Source organism: Bradyrhizobium sp. STM 3557 (assembly GCF_045571465.1).
Classification (GTDB): domain Bacteria; phylum Pseudomonadota; class Alphaproteobacteria; order Rhizobiales; family Xanthobacteraceae; genus Bradyrhizobium.
The window spans coordinates 4,154,053-4,171,079 of record NZ_CP120697.1 but is presented as its reverse complement, the minus strand read 5'-3'; the positions used below and the strand labels follow the sequence as shown (position 1 = coordinate 4,171,079).

Sequence of the window (17,027 nt, the reverse complement as noted above, 5' to 3'; positions counted from 1 at the left end):
AAAGCGCCGTCCGATATGACCGATTGTCAAAAAAGCGAAAAGAACGGCCGATAGGTTGCGCGCGAAATCGTCGCAGATGCGGCGAACCAGTGACAGGTGAGTAACGCGCCGATGCAGGCCTCTGCAGCCCCGGCCATCGAATGTGTGATCCGCGCCGAGCCGGATGCCGATGGTCTGCACATCGCGGCGTTGGCGCGTGCCGCCACGGCGGCCAGCGGGCAATATCGGCTTCGGATCGCCAAGTGGAGCGAGAGCGGACGCTCCAGCAACATCCAGAGTGGGGCCTTTGCGCTAGTGGCCGGGCGCGAGCAGGTGCTGGTATCGGTGATGCTCGACCGCTCGGCCGTCGGCCATTACCGCGCCGAGCTGACGTTGCAATCGGATCAGGAGACATCGTCGTGCACATCGCCATGATCTCGCGCGCGCTGCTCGGCGGTGCGCTGGTTGCAGCCGGGATGGCTACGAGCGCAGCGCACTGCGCCGAGTCCGCCTATATCTCGCAGGTCAGCGCGAAGGCGGGCGCGACAGCCCCCACCACGATCTCGCAGCCCGCGCCCATCGCGCCAGGCGGCAACTACGCGCAGCGCCAGGTGGCATTCGTGCCGACCCCGGAAACCACGCGCGCCCGGAGCAGCAATTTCGCCAATACGCTGGAGATCGGCAGCGCGAATAACGTGTTTCAGGCGCAGGCCGGCGGCAAGAACTTCTCCAATGTCGGCGTGCTCGGCGGCAACGACAACAACGTCGCCGTCCTGCAGGGCGGCCGGGACTTTTCCAATCTGCAATTGGTCAATACGCAGGGCCTGTCGATCGCGGTGCTGCAGCCGCCGGGTTCGGCTCCGATCAACATGCTGATTGCGCGGCTGCCGAACGGCGGCCTCTTGATCAAGCGATGATCCTTCAATTCCAGTAGAGATCTGTATCATGCGTCATTTCAGCCTGCTCATTTCGTGGATCGTCATGCTCGGCGCCAGCTCGGCTGCTGTTGCATCGGAGATCGTCTATCATCCGGTCAACCCGACCTTCGGCGGCAATCCGCTCAATGGCAGTTCGCTGCTCTCGCAGGCCCAGGCGCAAGGCGAGGGCGTGAAATCCGGCTCACAGGGACCGGACCTGTCGGGCCTCAACAATGCGCTCAGCAATCTCGGCTCGGGCGCCGTCATTATCGGCGGCAACGGATCGAACGGCAACGGATCGAATGGCTCCGGGTCGGGCGGCTCCGGCGGCACGACGAGCACCTCCACCGCGGTCCGCTCTATCGTTCCCTGACCCGCATCGCGCCGCGGCGCAGGATCTTTACTCATGATGAGACAAATCAGACGCATCGCCTGTCTCGCGGTGCTCGCTCTCGGCTTGGCCGGATGTGTGATGGCCGGATCAGCCAAGGACCCGCTTGTGCAGCAGGCGAAGCTGGTGCCGAGCACCAAGACCGGCATCGTGCTCGACAGCCTGCCGCCGCCGCGGCGCAAGCTCGACGTCACCGTCTATAACTTCCCCGATCTCACCGGACAGAACAAGCCGAACGACAATTTCGCGGAGTTCTCGCGCGCCTTGACGCAAGGAGCGAGTGCCGTGCTGATCGATGTGCTCACCAAGGCCGGCAACGGCGAATGGTTCAATGTGGTCGAGCGCAACGATCTGCAACCCTTGCTGCAGGAGCGGCAGATCATCCAGAACACGCGGACCGCGGCCGAGGGCGACAAGGCGCCGAGCCTGCCGCCGCTGCGCTTTGCCGGCATCCTACTCGAAGGCGGCATCATCGGCTATGACAGCGACGAGACCACCGGTGGCATCGGCGCGAACTATCTCGGCATTGGCCTCGACTCCCAGTACCGGCAGGACATCATCACGGTCGCGCTGCGTGCGGTCAGCGTGCAGACCGGCCGCGTGCTTGCATCCGTGACGACCGCCAAGACCATTTATTCGATGCAGCTCCACAGCTCGGCCTATATGTTTGCCGCGGTCGACGAGCTGTTGCAGGCGGAGATGGGCTTCACGAAGAACTCGCCGGCGACGCTCGGTGTTCGCGAGGGCGTGCAGCTCGCGGTCTATTCGCTGATCTTCGAGGGCGTGAAGAACCACCTTTGGGAGTTCAAGGATCGCGCCGCGGGCGATGCCTTCATGCGCGAGCTCGACAAGCAGCAGAAGGCGGCCGTCGTCGTCTCTGCCGCCAAGGACGCGCCCAAGAGCTAGCAGGAAGACTTGACGTGCGCGGGAGCGAGGCGCCGACTGCCGTTCGAGCGACCGTGTCAGCGCGACGCCGGTCGCGCCTGCTGGGTCGCGGTGTAGCAGGCCTGTGACGAGGCAGCGTTCTGCGCGTTGCAGGTGTCGGGCGCGGTCGGCGAGACCGGCGCAACCTGACTGGGCTGGGTGGTTGATTCCGGCGGCGGCTTCGTCATCACGGTGCTGCCGGGTGCAACATGGCCACGCGCCTGTTGAATATAGACCTCCGACCCGGCGCTTGCCGCATGCGGCAGGCTGAGCAGGGCAGCCAGCACCGCCGCAATGATCGAAGGAATGGCTCGGCTCGGCGTCATCCGATGTCGCTCGTCTTTCCGCTGTCTCGCATAGACGCGTCGCGAAGTAGCAGCGTTCGCGCAGAGACCTCATCTTCCGTTGCAGCGGGACATTGCCCGGGATTTTGCACGAGAGCAACAGAGCGCAAACCCATTGTTGTCGGCACCTCTCAAGTGCGCGATATAGCGGGTATTTGGGAGCCAGCCTGCCAACCCAGCCCGCACACACTCACGCCATTGCCGCGATGAACCAGGGGGAAGGGCCAACCGAGCGAGCGACGAGGCCCGGGCGCGCGAGCCGTTCAAACCGCTTGCTCCGGTTGTGCCGGCTGGAGGCGGGCACGCGCGACTGAAGCTGGGCCTGACTCTGAAACGACTGGTCAGGCCGGCGTCCCCAGCTCTGTCAGGAATTGGCGGAAGGGGTGGGATTCGAACCCACGGTACCCTTGCGGGCACGCCGGTTTTCAAGACCGGTGCCTTAAACCACTCGGCCACCCTTCCGGATCAATAATTCAGTCGCTTAGCGCGAGCCAAAGCCCGACGCAACGCGAACTTGGGCCCAAACCGGACCCGACGAGCGCTGGCGACCATGAACCCGATTATGGCTCGGCTGGCAAGAAGGATCAGGCCGCGACTTGAGGGGGATCAGGCGGCTGCCTCAAGCGCGACGACGCGCCGAGCGCCAAGCCGCCGGCGTCAGTCGTGTCGTGGAGAATACAAGACCGACGGTGCCGCCCGGACGAGCCGATTGGGTGCGCTCAGTCGCGGCCGGCTTCCAGGATCGCTTTGGCCAGCCGTGCCGGATCGGAGAAGCAGAGCTCGTGGCTGCCTGTGGTCTGCACGAGCCGAAACAGACCGAGTTTCTCCGAGAGACGCGGATGCCGCCAGGCACCGTGCGGCAGCGCGGTATCCTCGGTGCAGACGAGATAAGACTTCGGCAGCACCATCTCGGCCGGATTGGTCCGCAGCGAAATCTTTTCGGTGAAGGTTCGAAACGGGTGCAGGTTCAGCAGCTCGTAAGCACGCGTCGCGGTCTCGAGATCGGCATCATTGATGAAGGCCTCGCGCCAGACCTGAAACGGCAGGACCACTGAGCCGTCGCCGCGCCCGGCGGCCAGGGCCTCGAGTATCGCGACCCGATCGGGCGGCACCATGTCGACCAGCGCCTCGCCGTCATTCGGAACGAAGGCGACCCAATAGATCAGCCGCCGAAGCCGTTCGGGGATGCGATCGGCGACGCCGGTGATGACCATGCCGCCGTAGGAATGGCCGAGCAGAATGACATTGGAGAGGGAGTTCTCAACCAGATAGTCGAGGATGGATTGGATTGCTTCTGCAAGCCCGGTGGTTTTCACGTCGTCAGAGCGATTCCCCGCGATCGTGGGCGTGAACACGGTATGGCCGGCTTGGCGAAGGTGGGCGGCGACCGGCGCGAACTGCGCACCGGTGTGCCAGGCGCCGTGGACCAGAACGTAAGTTGACATCAGGAGTCCTCCGCGCCTTGACCATCCACGAGACAGGTATTGTCTCGCGATCGTGGAAGCCACCTATGCTTCGGCGACTACGCTTCGGTTACATCCCATCGCAAATCGAATTGCGGTTGAAACACCGCAGACCGTTCGTCGGACCGGATCGCCGCGGCCAAGCGCTCCGGATTTGTGATCAAGCGTCCCCCGAAGGAGGGACGCGCGGCGACAGAGCCTGCCGATATCCCTTCCTCTCCTGCAGCACCTCGCGGAATGCCTGCGGCATCCCCTCAGCAGTGTCACCCGAGTTGCTTTGATCCCAACACCAAGATGACGGGTATGAGGAGGCGATGGATGTCGAACGTATTCGACCGCAAGGCGGCCGCGAACTACGCTATGGCATGGGCGCTGATGTACAATCCCGAATGGCCAATTGTTCAGGGGTCGGATTGCACAAACTTCATTTCACAGGCCCTGCATGCCGGTGGCTGGCCTATGATCGATAACGGTCGAGCACCGTCGGATCATTGTTCCTGGTATTGCTACGGCTCGGCCCGGAGCTACTCCTGGGGAGGCGCTCAGCCGTTCGCGAGCTACCTGCAGGCGTCGGCGCGCGGCGCAAAGTGCCAGAAATCGGAGCTCGAGCTTGGTGACATCGTTCAACTGCTGGACCAAAGCGGCTCGGCTCATCACTCGATGATCGTGACAATGATCGACCCCGAGACCTCAGAGTATTATCTTTCGTACCACACCAAGCATGTCTTGAATAAACCGCTCTCAGCAATTGCGCCGCAAGATTATGACGGCATCACGTATTGGAAGATCAAAGACCACATTCCCAAGCCACCCTCGCTTTCACGGCAGGAAGCGAGCCTTCGTTGGAAGCGGGGACAATTTTGACGTCGGCCTCCCAGCAAGCAGCCCAGTGAGGAGCGGGAAAGCTGCCGGCAAATCAAGGATGTGCCACTGGGCGACCGCCCAAATACAAAGCCCTCGCCGATGCGCTCAGCATCGACAAGGGCCATAAGTCCCCCAACCCGGCAACGCCGCGTCAAGCGCGTACGTTGTCACCATTCATTCCTATGCCAGCGCGAACGCGATCAGGCTCGAGCAGAGCACGGCGAAGCTCGCCGCAGTCAGGGCGAGAAAGCCGCCCGAGACGATGTCTTGATGTCGCATAAGCCACCTCCCGCGTTCGATGCTCGTCCGAATTGGTTAAGACTTTCGGAAGAAGCCGGATTGCCAAAAAGTGCTGCTAGGTGGTCCGGGATCGATCCTTGGGGGATCAAGCCGCGTCGCACGATCAGGCGCGTGAACGCACGCCCTCGAATGCATGAGCGAGGAAGATCCCCGCGCCGACCAAACCCATCATCGCTGTCACTGCTTCGAACATCGCAAAACGTCCTTTTGCGCCCCGCGAGAACCAAACGACGTGCACCCCCGCACAGTCAAAAGGATTCACCGAGGCGAAATCAGATGGGGGCGCACTGGGGATTCCCGGCAACAGGTGTGTCCTGCGGGGATCAGTGGAAACACGCAAACCGTGTGCTGATAGGCTGGTGCTGCCGGCAATCGGTAAGAGCAGGGCAGGGATTGGTTAACCACGCCGCGGGCGACCCCATTTCCGCCGCGTTCGGGTTGCGTTATCCTTGCGTGCTCAGTCGCGGTGGGACGCGACTCGGGACGGTCCGGTACGGCCTGACAGTGGGCGCGACCGGTAGAGTGGTCATTGGGGTCGATGGGGATTCGGCGGACAGATCCGGTCGAGCGGGTGGTGCGTGGCGCGGTCGCGGTGGCGGCGTGCCTGATGGTTGCGAACTGCGCCTCCTCGGGCAAGTTCGCGAGCCGGGTCGATCCGAAGTATGGCGTGTCGTCGAGCCCTCGCGTGGTCGCCTTTGGCGAACCCGTGCCGAAGGGCGGCGGCGTCTACCGGGTCGGCAAGCCCTACACGGTCGCGGGCAAGATCTACGTACCGGAGGAAGACGTCAATTATCGCGCCGAGGGCCTGGCATCCTGGTACGGCGACGACTTCCACGGCCGGTTGACCGCCAATGGCGAGGTATTCGACATGGCGGCGCTGACGGCGGCCCATCCGACCCTGCCGATGCCCTGTTACGCCCGCGTCACCAATCTCTCCAATGGCAAATCGCTGATCGTGCGGGTCAATGACCGCGGCCCGTATCACAATAACCGCCTGATCGACGTGTCGAACAAGGCGGCCGAGTTGCTGGACTTCAAGGGCAATGGCGTCGCCCGCGTGCGGGTCGAATATGTCGGCCGCGCTCCGCTCGAAGGCTCCGATGACGTGACGCTGATGGCGACCCTGCGCACCGGCACGCCGGCACCTGCACCGTCGCTGGTGCGCGTCGCCTCCGCTCGGCCGTTCGTACCGGAATTGTCGACCTCAGGCGGACGTCCGGTTCGCGGCGAGATCCCTATGCCGCAGGATCGACCCTACACGCTCGGCAGCACGTCGGCCGACCTGGCCTCGATCAACGCGACTTCGGAAATGTCGGCATCGAGCCGCAGTCGGGGCCGGGCGCTGTCCAACGCTCGCGCCGTGTCTTATGACGAGAACGGCAGCTACGCGACCGACTCCAGCCGCGCGTCGGCTTACGCGCCCGATAATGGCGCAAGCGAAGCGCGCGAGATCCTGAGCGGGCGCGGCCTTTACTAAGCTTCCATCGTCATGAGGTGCGAGCGCCGCGCGGCGAAATGTTCACCGCGTCAGCCCGTCTGCCTGGTCTGATGCAGGAAGGCGAGCAGCGCCGCATTGACCTCCTGGGGGCGCTCCTGCTGGATCCAATGGCCGGCGCCGTCGATGATCAATTTTTTCGTCAGGTTCGGCAGGACGCGCTCCAGCTCGTTGATGCGCTTAGCGCCGATCAGGCCCGTGACGACGGCGTCCTTCGAGCCCGCAATGAACAGGGAAGGCTGTTTGATCTGCGCATCCTGCCACGGCGCGGTCAGCTCCCAGTTGCGATCGATATTGCGGTACCAGTTCAGGCCGCCGCGAAAGCCCGACGCGCGATAGGCCTGCGTGAACACTGCCAGATCGTCCTTGCTAAGCCACGGCGGCAGCGGCAGGTCCGGTTTCGCGTCGCCGAGAAACCCCTTGTCCTCGTCCACGAACAGCGAGGCGTTCGGGTCGGAGAAACCGCGGCCGAGCAGGGTGCGCATCGTGAGCGCGACATCGCGCTCGAACTCGGCCTCGGCGACGCCGGGCGGCTGGAAATATTGCCAGTAGAAATTGCTGATGCCGTTGTCGCGCAGAGCGTCGAGCGGCCGGGCGCGGCCACGGAACGGCGGCGGCACGCTCAGGCCCGCCACCGCCGTGAAGATGTCGGGCCGGAATAGCGCGGCGTGCCAAGCGACCGGGGCGCCCCAGTCATGGCCGATGATGACGGCCTTGCTCTCGCCGAGCGCCTTGACCAGGGCCACCATGTCACCAACCGTGTCGAAGATCGTATAGGCGCCGATCTCCGGCGGCGCCGAGCTGCACCCGAAGCCGCGCATGTCGGGCGCCACGACATGGTAGCCGGCCCCGGCCAACGCCGGAATTTGATATCGCCATGAATGCGACAGTTACGGCCAACCATGGCAGAGCAGCACCAGCGGGCCATCGCCGTGTTCCAGCATGAACAATTCGATGCCGTTGATGCTAATGGTTCGTGAGGTCGGCATCGCTGTTTCGCTCCGCTTCGGTCGGCGTTTGAGGCGTTTTGTGCTGCCAGCTAGGTATCTCAGAATAGCGTCGCAATTGCGTGCATCGCGCCGCATGGGGCGGGAAGTCGTGTTGTTTGGGCCCGGCCCAACTGTTAGAAACGGCATCTCCAGGACTTATCGTCGATGGCATCGTCAAACTTACCGTTCCGCTCCTGCGTTTCACCCTCCAGGCGGCTGTTGCGTGCGCTGATCGCGCTTGCGACTGCCGTGGCGATCGGCTGGGGCGGCGTGCTTCACGCCGCCAACCAGAGCGTGCAGGGCGCCCGCAAGGATGAGGGCGGGTTCGAGGGCGATGCGCCGACCGCGATCCTGATCGAGGCCACCAGCGGCAGCGTGCTGTTCGAGAAGAATGCCGACGAGTTGCGCGCGCCCTCCAGCATGATGAAGCTGATGACTGCGGAGGTGGTTTTCCACGCCGTCAAGGAGGGCGCGGTCAAGCTGACCGATGAGTACCGGATCAGCGAAAATGCGTGGCGCCGGGGCGGGGCGCCGTCCGGCACCTCGACGATGTTCGCGGCGCTCAACAGCAAGGTCTCGGTAGACGATCTTCTGCACGGCGCCGTCATCCAGAGCGGCAATGATGCCTGCATCGCGCTCGCCGAAGGCATGGCCGGCAACGAGAAGATCTTCGCCGCCGACTTCATGACCAAGCGCGCTCGCGAGCTTGGCCTGACCAAATCGACCTTCGCGAATTCGAACGGCTTGCCCGATCCCGGCAACAAGATGACGGTGCGCGAGCTCGCCATGCTCGCGCGCCATATCATCCTCGATTACCCGGAGTTCTATAAGCTGTTCGGCGAGAAGGAGTTCACCTGGAACAAGATCCGGCAGCTGAACCGCAATCCGCTGCTGAACGCGATGGAAGGCGCCGACGGACTCAAGACCGGCTACACCAAGGAGGGCGGCTACGGCATGGTCGGCTCGGCCGTGCAGAACGGCACAAGGCTGATCGTGGTCGTCAACGGGCTCGAGGATTCCGATGACCGCGCCACCGAGGCGAAGAAGATGCTGGAGTGGGGCTTCCGCAATTTCGAGACGCGGACCCTGTTCGCGGCCAACCAGCCGATCGGCTATGCCAAGGTGTTTGGCGGCGATACCGGCTCGGTGCAGCTGTCGAGCCCGGAGCCGGTCAAGGTGATGGTACAGAAGAACGGCAGCGACAAGCTGATCGCGCGCATTGTCTATAGCGGGCCGGTGCGCGCGCCGATCGAACAAGGCCAGAAGGTCGGCGTTATCAAAGTGTGGCGCGGTACCAATATCGCCGTGGAAACGCCGGTCTATGCGGCGGAGTCCATCGGCAGGGGCTCGACCATGCGGCGCGCGATCGACGGGGTGAGCGAGCTCGTGATCGGCATGTTCCGCGCCGGCGTCGAGAAGCTCTGAGATGGCTGAAGCTGACGTGAAGCGCGGCCCCGGCCGCGGCAAGTTCATCACCTTCGAGGGCGGCGAGGGTTCCGGAAAGTCGACGCAAATCAAGATGTTGGCGCAACGTCTTGAGGCGGCTGGCGTGCCCAATATCGCAACTCGCGAGCCCGGCGGCTCGCCGGGCGCGGAGATCATCCGCCATTTGCTGCTCTCCGGCGTCGGAAAGCTGCTCGGCCCCGAGGCCGAGACGCTGCTGTTTGCGGCGGCTCGCGACGATCATGTCCGAACCGTGATTCTGCCGGCGCTGAATCAGGGCACCTGGGTGCTGTGCGACCGCTTCTTCGATTCCACCCGCGCCTATCAGGGCAGCCTCGGCCAGGTCTCGCCCGATATCCTCAACGCCCTGCAGCGGGTGACGATCGGCGACCTCAAGCCCGACCTCACCATCATTCTGGACGTGCCGGTCGAGGTCGGGATGCGCCGCGCGGCGGTCCGGCGGGGCAGCGGTTCGGCAGATCGCTTCGAGAGCGAGGATATGAGCTTTCACGAGGGGCTGCGCGCCGCTTATCGCAAGATCGCGGCCGATGATCCCAAACGCTGCGTGCTGATCGACGCCACCGCCGATGCCGACAGCGTCGGCCAGGCCGTCTGGAGCGCCGTGCGCGAGCATCTCGCAACCGTAACGGCAGCAAGCCCGGCATGAGCGCACGCAAGGTCGAGCAGGAGATTGCGGTCCGGCATCCGCGCGAAACCACCGCGCTATTCGGACATCGCGACGCAGAGGCGGCGCTGCTCAATGCGTATCGCAGCGGCCGCATCGCGCATGCCTGGCTGCTTGGCGGACGGCAGGGCATCGGCAAGGCGACGCTCGCCTATCGGATGGCGCGATTCGTGCTCGCCAATCGCGATTCCGCTGCGCCGGCCGTGCGTGGGGCCGAGTCGCTTGCGGTCGATCCAGACGATTACGCCGCGCGTCTGGTCACGTCCGGCGCCCATGGTGGCCTCTTGACCTTGGAGCGCTCGGCCAACGACAAGGGCGTGATGCGCACCGTCATCACCGTCGACGAGACGCGCGAGACCATCAGCTTCTTCGGCTCGACCGCCGCGGTCGAGGGCTGGCGGGTCTGCATCGTCGATACCGTCGACGAGCTCAATCCCAACGCTGCCAATGCGCTGCTCAAGATCCTCGAGGAGCCGCCGCAGCAGTCGCTGTTTCTCCTGATCAGCCACGCGCCGGCGCGGGTGCTCGCGACCATCAAGTCGCGCTGTCGCCGGCTGTCCTTGCGTCCGCTCGCGGTCGAGGACGTGGTCCGCGCCGCGGCCGAGGCCACCGGGATGGATGCATCCGACCCGGGGCTGCAGGAGGCGGCGGAGGCTTCCGAAGGCAGCGTCTCCCGCGCACTGGCGCTGCTCGGCGGTGATTCGCTGCAGCTGCAGACCCGTACCGCGGCACTGCTCGCGACCCTGCCGAAGGTTGATCCAGCCGAGCTGCACGCGCTGGGCGATGCGCTCGGCACCAGCGACCGGGTGGCGCTGGCGAGCTTCCTCGACAGCATCGAGCGCTGGGTGGCCGAGCGGCTGCGCACCGGCGATGCCAATGCCGATCTACCCCGCCTTGCACGGCTGGCGGAGGTGTGGGAAAAGATCGTCCGCGCCGCGCGCGACACCGAATCCTACAATCTGGAGCGAAAACCGCTGGTTTTCTCGGTGTTCGGGATGCTCGCCGAAGCCACGCGCTAGTCGCGCCGTCTGTCATCCCGAGATCATTTGTCCGACGTCGAAGAGGAATTTGCCGTGGCGAAGGCCAGCAAGAAGACTGTCAAGAAGAAGCCGGCGAAGCAGGCGCGCAAGTCGCAAGCGCCGCGCGCCGCGAAAAAGGCTGCCAAGAAAACTGCGAAGCAGCAGCGCGCAGTGGCCAAGGCGGGTAACAAGGCCGGCAAGAAGGCTTCCAAGGCGAAGGCGTCAAAGGCCAAATCCGCGAACAAGCCTGCCGGCAAGCGCGGCGTGAAGCAAGCCGCCAAGGCTCCGGCCAAGAAGGCGGTGAAGAAGGCGGCGGCAAAGGCGCCGAAGAAGGCTGCCGCAGCGGCTGCCAACAGGCGCGACGTTAAGACGCCGCCAGCGGAAGTCGCTGAACTGGCATCCAAGCCGGCCAAGGCCACAAAGCCGAAGGCGCCCCGCAAGCCGAAGGCCGCCGCTATGACCGACGTCGCTGCGCCGTCCGCCACCGAGCGCAACAGCTTCTACGTCACCACCGCGATCGCTTACCCGAACGGCAAGCCGCATATCGGCCACGCCTATGAGGCGATCGCGACCGACGCGATCGCGCGCTTCGCCCGGCTCGACGGCAAGGACGTGTTCTTCCTGACCGGTACCGACGAGCACGGGCTGAAGATGGTGCAGACCGCGCAGAACGAAGGGCTGCCGCCATCCGAGCTCGCGACCCGCAATGCGGCCCGCTTCAAGGAAATGGACGAGCGGCTCAACGTCTCATTCGACCGCTTCATCCGGACCACAGAGCCCGTGCACCACAGATCGAGTCAGGCGATCTGGAATCGGATGCGCGACAACGGTGACATCTACGCCGACGTCTATTCCGGCTGGTACTCGGTCCGCGACGAGGCCTACTACGCCGAGGAGGAGACGCGCCTCAACGACGACAATGTGCGCCTTGGTCCGCAGGGCACGCCTGTGGAGTGGGTGGAGGAGAAGAGCTATTTCTTCCGCCTCTCCGCCTACCAGGACAAGCTGCTCGCCCTGTACGAGAGCCAGCCCGATTTCATCGGGCCGGATGCGCGGCGCAACGAGATCGTCAGCTTCGTCAAGGGTGGGTTGAAGGACCTGTCAATCTCGCGCACCACCTTCGATTGGGGCGTGCGCGTGCCGCATGACCACGAGCATGTGATGTATGTGTGGGTCGACGCGCTGACCAACTACATCACCGGCGTCGGCTTTCCCGACGAGAGCGATCCGAACTGGCATTACTGGCCGGCTGATGTCCACATCATCGGCAAGGACATCATCCGCTTTCATTCGGTGTATTGGCCGGCCTTCCTGATGTCGGCCGGCATCCCGCTGCCGAAGCGGGTTTATGCCCATGGCTTCCTGTTCAGCAGGGGCGAGAAGATGTCGAAATCGGTCGGCAACGTCGTCGATCCGTTCTCGCTCGCCGATCAGTATGGTGTCGACCAGATGCGCTATTTCTTCCTGCGCGAGGTGCCGTTCGGCCAGGATGGCAACTACAATCACGAGGCCATCGTCGCGCGCATCAATGCCGATCTGGCCAACGATCTCGGCAATCTCGCCCAGCGCTCGCTGTCGATGATCGCGAAGCAGCTCGGCGGCGTGCTGCCGGAGCCCGGCGAGTTCTCGGCCAACGACAAGGCAATCCTGGCCGAGGCCGATGCCATGATCGGCGCCGCGCGCAAAGCGATGGCGACGCAGCAGATCCATCAATGGCTCAATACCGTCTGGTCGGTCGTCGCCGAGGCCAACCGCTATTTCGCGGGCGAGGCGCCGTGGGCATTGGCCAAGACCGATCCGCCACGCCAGCGCACGGTGCTCTACGTGACCGCTGAGGTGATCCGGCAGATCGCGATCCTGACCCAGGCGGTGATGCCGACAGCGTCTGAAAGACTGCTCGACAGCCTCGGCGTTCCCGCAGGCGAGCGCAGCTTCGATCGGCTCGGCGGCGAGGTGCGGATCGCACCGGGCACGACCCTGCCGGCGCCGCAAGCGGTGTTCCCGCGCTACATCGAGCCGACTGCCGCGTGATGCTGGTCGACAGCCATTGCCATCTGGATTTTCCGGATTTCGCCGAAGATCTCGATGGCATCGTCGCGCGCGCGGCATCCGCCGGCGTCGGCCGGCTGGTGACGATCTCGACCCGGGTGCGGCGGCTCGGCGAACTGCTTGCGATCGCCGAGCGCTACGAGAACGTCTATTGCTCGGTCGGCACCCATCCGCATCACGCCGACGAGGAAGACGGCATCTCCGCGCAAGAGTTGATCGCGCTCACGCAGCATCCGAAGGTCGTCGCACTGGGCGAGGCGGGGCTCGACAATTTCTACGACAACGGCTCTCCGGAGGCGCAGGAGCGCGGCTTCCGTGCCCATATTGCCGCGGCTCGCGCGACAGGGCTGCCGCTGGTGATCCACACTCGCGAAGCCGATGCGCGGTGTGGCGAGATCCTGGAGGAGGAGGTCGCGAAGGGACCTTTTCGTGCGGTGCTGCATTGCTACACCGGCGGACGGGAGCTTGCGATGAAAGCGATCGACCTTGGACTGCACATCTCCTTCACAGGCATCCTGACCTTCAAGAAGTCGCAGGGCTTGCGCGATCTCGCGGCCGAACTGCCGGCTGACCGCATCATGGTCGAGACCGACGCGCCGTATCTGGCGCCCGGTAAGTTCCGCGGCAAGCGCAACGAGCCGGCCTATGTCGTCGAGACCGCGAAGGTCCTCGCGGAGACACGCGGCGTGTCGCTGGAGCAGATCGCGGAGCAGACCACGGAGACGTTCTTCCGGCTGTTCTCCAAGGTGCCGCGCCTGGCGGGGGCTGCATGACATTGACGCTCACGATCCTTGGCTGCGGCTCCTCGGCTGGCGTGCCGCGCCCGGCGCTCGGTTGGGGTGCGTGCGATCCCGACAATCCCAGGAATCGCCGCCGCCGCTGCTCGCTGATGGCCGAGCGCACGTCGCCGCAGGGCACGACGCGCGTCGTGATCGACACCTCTCCGGACCTGCGCGAGCAACTGATCGACGCCGAGGTCGATCACATCGACGCCGTGTTCCTGACCCATGAGCATGCCGACCAGACCCATGGAATCGACGACCTGCGCTCGGTGGTGCTGCATCAGCGCCGGCGCATTCCGGTCTATCTGAACCAGTCGACCGCCAAGGATGTCATTCACCGCTTCTCCTATTGCTTCATCTCACCCGCCGGCAGTGACTATCCGCCGATTTTGAATCAGGAGAGCATCGAGGCCGGCGAGAGCCGCACCATCGAGGGCAAGGGTGGCGCCGTCGAGATGACCGCGTTTCTGGTTCAACACGGCAACATCCCCGCGCTCGGCTACCGCATCGGCAAGGCGGCCTATACGCCCGACCTCAACGACATCCCGGAAGCGAGCTGGGGCGCGCTGGAGGATCTCGATCTCTGGATCGTCGACGGTTTGCGCTACACCCAGCATCCGAGCCATTTCTCGGTCAACGATGCGTTGTCGTGGATCGAGCGCTTCAGGCCGAAGCGTGCAGTCATCACTAATATGCATTCCGACCTCGACTACGAGGTGCTGCGCCAGAGTTTGCCGGACGGCGTCATCCCGGCCTATGATGGGATGCGGTTGGAGATCGGATAGTCTTCAAATCATAGCGACCACTGAGGGCCGCTGGATGTCTGTGTTTCGTCATTGCGAGCGAAGCGAAGCAATCCAGGGCGTAAAGATCTGGATTGCTTCGTCCGCTTCGCTCCTCGCAATGACGGACTGACCGACGGCCCGCGATCATCGCCTATGAATCAGGAACATGGAGATACTGCGATGCTGTCCCTGTTCTTCGAAGTCGCAATCAAGCCGGGCCGCGTCGACCAATATCTCAACCTGGCGGCATCGCTGAAGCCCGAACTCGAGGCGATGGGCGGCTGTCTGTTCCTCGACCGCTTCAAGAGTCTCAAGCGCGACAACCTGATCCTGTCCTACCAGATCTGGCAGGACGAGGGCTCACTGACGGCCTGGCGCGTCCAGACGCATCATCACGAGGTGCAGACGCTCGGCCGGGACAAGGTGTTCTCGGACTATCGCATCCGCGTGGCGCAGGTGGTCTTTGAGGCGAGGCGCGGACAGCCCGTGTGGCAGTCGGAGCAGCGCTCGCTCTACAACGATCCGAAGCGGCGGCCGCCGACCTATGTGCTGGCGACGGAATCGAAGAGTGCAAAGCTTCCGGTTGCCTGCGACTGGCCCAGCGAGGCGTTCGCCAGCGTCTATCGCGAGGGACAATATGGGCATCTGATCGAGCTGCCGGACGAGCAATCCGGCCACGCGCTCGCGCCACGATTATTCGACGAGCCTTCCACCGATTATGTCCGGATCGTCGAGGTCACCAGGGATTACGGTATGTACGATCGCACCGAAGCGCCACAGTTCTATCCTCCGAAGAGCAGGGAAGAGTAGCGGTTCCCCGGCCTTCATTGCGAGCGAAGCGAAGCAATCCAGAATATCGCGGCGCTTAGTCTGGATTGCTTCGTCGCTGCCGCTCCTGGCAATGGCGTTGATGGCGCAGCGTCAAAAGCTACGCCGAGATCGCCTTCGCCGACTGCACCTCGTTGCGCAGCAGGAATTTCTGGATCTTGCCCGTGGAGGTCTTCGGGATCGGGCCGAACACCACGGCCTTGGGCGTCTTGAAGCCGGACATCCGCTCGCGGCAGTAGGCGATGATCTCGGCCTCGGTGGCCTCGGCGCCGTCCTTCAGCTCGATGAAGGCGCAGGGCACCTCGCCCCATTTCGGATCGGGCTTGGCGACCACGGCGGCGAACAGCACCGCCGGGTGCTTGTAAAGGATGTCCTCGACTTCGACCGAGGAGACGTTCTCGCCGCCGGAGATGATGATGTCCTTGGAGCGATCCTTGATCGTGACATAGCCGTGCGCATCGAGCACGCCGAGATCGCCGGTGTGAAACCAGCCCCCGGCAAAGGCCTCCTGCGTGGCCTTCTCGTTCTTCAGATAGCCCTTCATGACGATATTGCCGCGGAACATGACCTCACCGATGGTCTCGCCATCGCGCGGCACCTCCTGCATCGTCACTGGGTCCAGCACGGTGACGGCTTCCTCGAGCGGGTAGGGCACGCCCTGCCGGCGCTTGAGCTCCGCGCGCGCGGCACTCGGCAAGTCGTCCCATCCAGGCTGCTCGGCGCAGACGGACGCTGGTCCATAGACCTCCGTGAGCCCGTAGACATGGGTGAGCTTGATGCCGATCCGCTCGGCACCTTCGAGCACCGCGACCGGCGGCGCCGCGCCGGCGATCAGTCCGACAACAGGCTTCGCTCCCCCTTTCGGCGCATCGGCTGCGTTGATCAGCGTGTTGTAGACGATCGGAGCGCCGCACATATGGGTGACGCCATGCTCCCTGATCAGCGCAAAGATCCTGCTCGGCTCGACCTTGCGCAGGCAGACATTGACCCCGGCCGCAGCCGCCATGGTCCAGGGAAAGCACCAGCCATTGCAGTGAAACATCGGCAAGGTCCAGAGATAGACCGGATGCTGGCCGAGATTGCCGGCGAGGATATTGCTGACCGCGTTGAGATAGGCGCCGCGATGATGCGTGACGACGCCCTTGGGGTTTCCAGTCGTCCCTGAGGTGTAGCTGAGTGCGATCGCGTCCCACTCGTCCTTCGGCCGACGCGGCTCGAACGTTGGATCGCCCTGCGCGAGCGCCTCCTCATATTCGATCGCGCCGATGCGGCTGCCGCCTTTGTAGGACGCATCATCCGCGTCGATCACGAACGGCTTCTCGCCACTCATCAGCGGCAGCGCCTCGGCGATCACCTTGGAAAATTCCGGATCGACCACGATGACCTTCGCCCCGCCATGATCGAGCTGGAACGCGATCGATGGCGCATCGAGGCGGATGTTGAGTGCGTTGAGCACTGCGCCCGCCATCGGCACGGCGAAATGCAGCTCGTTCATGGCCGGCACGTTCGGCAGCATCGCCGCGACAGTGTCGCCTTCGCCGATGCCACGACCGGCGAGATACGACGCGAAGCGGCGGCAGCGTGCGTAAGTCTCGGCCCAGGTGAAGCTGCGGCCTTCATAGACGGTGCTGACATGGTCCGGGTAGACGGCCGCGCTGCGCGCAAGGAAGCTCAGCGGCGTCAGGGGCACGTAGTTGGCAGGGGTCTTGTCCAGGCCAATGTCATACTGGTTCTGCTGTCCGCTCATCCTGGCCTCCTGTGCTCACGTGA

Annotated in this window: 18 protein-coding genes and 1 tRNA gene; 13 read left to right on the top strand and 6 right to left on the bottom strand. The window is 64.2% G+C overall.

Going from position 1 to position 17,027, the window contains the following annotated elements:
• Positions 1 to 96 precede the first annotated feature (96 nt).
• From csgH to P6U24_RS18910, 4 genes are read left to right on the top strand one after another with little or no spacing between them, the layout of a single operon-like run.
• A complete protein-coding gene (gene csgH, locus P6U24_RS18925) occupies positions 97 to 414 on the top strand; it encodes a curli-like amyloid fiber formation chaperone CsgH (RefSeq protein WP_407154041.1) in 318 nt (105 codons plus the stop codon).
• Positions 399 to 896, top strand: a complete 498-nt coding sequence (locus tag P6U24_RS18920) for a hypothetical protein (protein ID WP_407154040.1) — start codon at positions 399 to 401, stop codon at positions 894 to 896. Before csgH ends, P6U24_RS18920 begins: the two co-directional genes overlap by 16 nt.
• A gap of 28 nt (positions 897 to 924) precedes the next feature.
• Positions 925 to 1,269, top strand: a complete 345-nt coding sequence (locus P6U24_RS18915; protein ID WP_407154039.1) for a curli assembly protein CsgF — start codon at positions 925 to 927, stop codon at positions 1,267 to 1,269.
• A 33-nt stretch (positions 1,270 to 1,302) separates the two neighbouring features.
• Positions 1,303 to 2,193, top strand: coding sequence for a CsgG/HfaB family protein (locus P6U24_RS18910; protein WP_407154038.1), 891 nt, complete (start codon positions 1,303 to 1,305; stop codon positions 2,191 to 2,193).
• Positions 2,194 to 2,249: 56 nt separating this feature from the next.
• On the opposite strand, the gene P6U24_RS18905 is transcribed toward P6U24_RS18910, so the two are convergent.
• From P6U24_RS18905 to P6U24_RS18895, 3 genes are all read right to left on the bottom strand, one after another.
• Positions 2,250 to 2,537 carry a hypothetical protein gene (locus tag P6U24_RS18905; RefSeq protein ID WP_407154037.1) on the bottom strand — a complete coding sequence of 96 codons (288 nt, stop codon included), beginning with the start codon at positions 2,535 to 2,537 and terminating at the stop codon, positions 2,250 to 2,252.
• A 390-nt stretch (positions 2,538 to 2,927) separates the two neighbouring features.
• A tRNA-Ser gene (locus P6U24_RS18900) sits at positions 2,928 to 3,017 on the bottom strand.
• 257 nt (positions 3,018 to 3,274) lie between these two features.
• Positions 3,275 to 4,000 carry an alpha/beta fold hydrolase gene (locus P6U24_RS18895; protein ID WP_407154036.1) on the bottom strand — a complete coding sequence of 242 codons (726 nt, stop codon included), beginning with the start codon at positions 3,998 to 4,000 and terminating at the stop codon, positions 3,275 to 3,277.
• 336 nt (positions 4,001 to 4,336) lie between these two features.
• Here P6U24_RS18895 and P6U24_RS18890 point away from each other — a divergent pair, with 336 nt between their 5' ends.
• Together P6U24_RS18890 and P6U24_RS18885 are read left to right on the top strand one after the other, a co-directional pair.
• Complete coding sequence (locus P6U24_RS18890; protein WP_407154035.1) at positions 4,337 to 4,882, top strand: amidase domain-containing protein; 546 nt, start codon at positions 4,337 to 4,339, stop codon at positions 4,880 to 4,882.
• Positions 4,883 to 5,720: 838 nt separating this feature from the next.
• On the top strand, positions 5,721 to 6,659 hold the full coding sequence (locus tag P6U24_RS18885; RefSeq protein WP_407154034.1) for a septal ring lytic transglycosylase RlpA family protein: 939 nt from the start codon (positions 5,721 to 5,723) through the stop codon (positions 6,657 to 6,659).
• Positions 6,660 to 6,709: 50 nt separating this feature from the next.
• On the opposite strand, the gene P6U24_RS18880 is transcribed toward P6U24_RS18885, so the two are convergent.
• Positions 6,710 to 7,567: an alpha/beta fold hydrolase gene (locus P6U24_RS18880; RefSeq protein ID WP_407160513.1), complete on the bottom strand. Its 858-nt coding sequence runs from the start codon at positions 7,565 to 7,567 to the stop codon at positions 6,710 to 6,712.
• Entirely contained in the window at positions 7,568 to 7,666 is a 99-nt protein-coding gene (locus P6U24_RS18875) for an alpha/beta fold hydrolase (RefSeq protein WP_407154033.1), read from the bottom strand.
• 165 nt (positions 7,667 to 7,831) lie between these two features.
• Between P6U24_RS18875 and P6U24_RS18870 the strand changes: the two genes are divergently transcribed.
• From P6U24_RS18870 to P6U24_RS18840, 7 genes are all read left to right on the top strand, one after another.
• Positions 7,832 to 9,091, top strand: coding sequence for a D-alanyl-D-alanine carboxypeptidase family protein (locus P6U24_RS18870; protein ID WP_407154032.1), 1,260 nt, complete (start codon positions 7,832 to 7,834; stop codon positions 9,089 to 9,091).
• A gap of 1 nt (position 9,092) precedes the next feature.
• On the top strand, positions 9,093 to 9,776 hold the full coding sequence (tmk, locus tag P6U24_RS18865; protein WP_407154031.1) for a dTMP kinase: 684 nt from the start codon (positions 9,093 to 9,095) through the stop codon (positions 9,774 to 9,776).
• Positions 9,773 to 10,813, top strand: coding sequence for a DNA polymerase III subunit delta' (locus tag P6U24_RS18860; RefSeq protein ID WP_407154030.1), 1,041 nt, complete (start codon positions 9,773 to 9,775; stop codon positions 10,811 to 10,813). The genes tmk and P6U24_RS18860 overlap by 4 nt, the downstream gene beginning before the upstream one ends.
• Before the next feature lie 54 nt (positions 10,814 to 10,867).
• Positions 10,868 to 12,844 carry a methionine--tRNA ligase gene (metG, locus tag P6U24_RS18855; protein ID WP_407154029.1) on the top strand — a complete coding sequence of 659 codons (1,977 nt, stop codon included), beginning with the start codon at positions 10,868 to 10,870 and terminating at the stop codon, positions 12,842 to 12,844.
• Entirely contained in the window at positions 12,844 to 13,635 is a 792-nt protein-coding gene (locus tag P6U24_RS18850; RefSeq protein ID WP_407160512.1) for a TatD family hydrolase, read from the top strand. The genes metG and P6U24_RS18850 overlap by 1 nt, the downstream gene beginning before the upstream one ends.
• A complete protein-coding gene (locus tag P6U24_RS18845; RefSeq protein WP_407154028.1) occupies positions 13,632 to 14,429 on the top strand; it encodes an MBL fold metallo-hydrolase in 798 nt (265 codons plus the stop codon). Before P6U24_RS18850 ends, P6U24_RS18845 begins: the two co-directional genes overlap by 4 nt.
• 180 nt (positions 14,430 to 14,609) lie before the next feature.
• Positions 14,610 to 15,239 (top strand): antibiotic biosynthesis monooxygenase family protein, encoded by a 630-nt coding sequence (locus P6U24_RS18840; protein ID WP_407154027.1) that lies wholly within the window; start codon positions 14,610 to 14,612, stop codon positions 15,237 to 15,239.
• A gap of 118 nt (positions 15,240 to 15,357) precedes the next feature.
• On the opposite strand, the gene P6U24_RS18835 is transcribed toward P6U24_RS18840, so the two are convergent.
• A complete protein-coding gene (locus P6U24_RS18835) occupies positions 15,358 to 17,004 on the bottom strand; it encodes an acyl-CoA synthetase (RefSeq protein ID WP_407154026.1) in 1,647 nt (548 codons plus the stop codon).
• Positions 17,005 to 17,027: the final 23 nt, after the last annotated feature.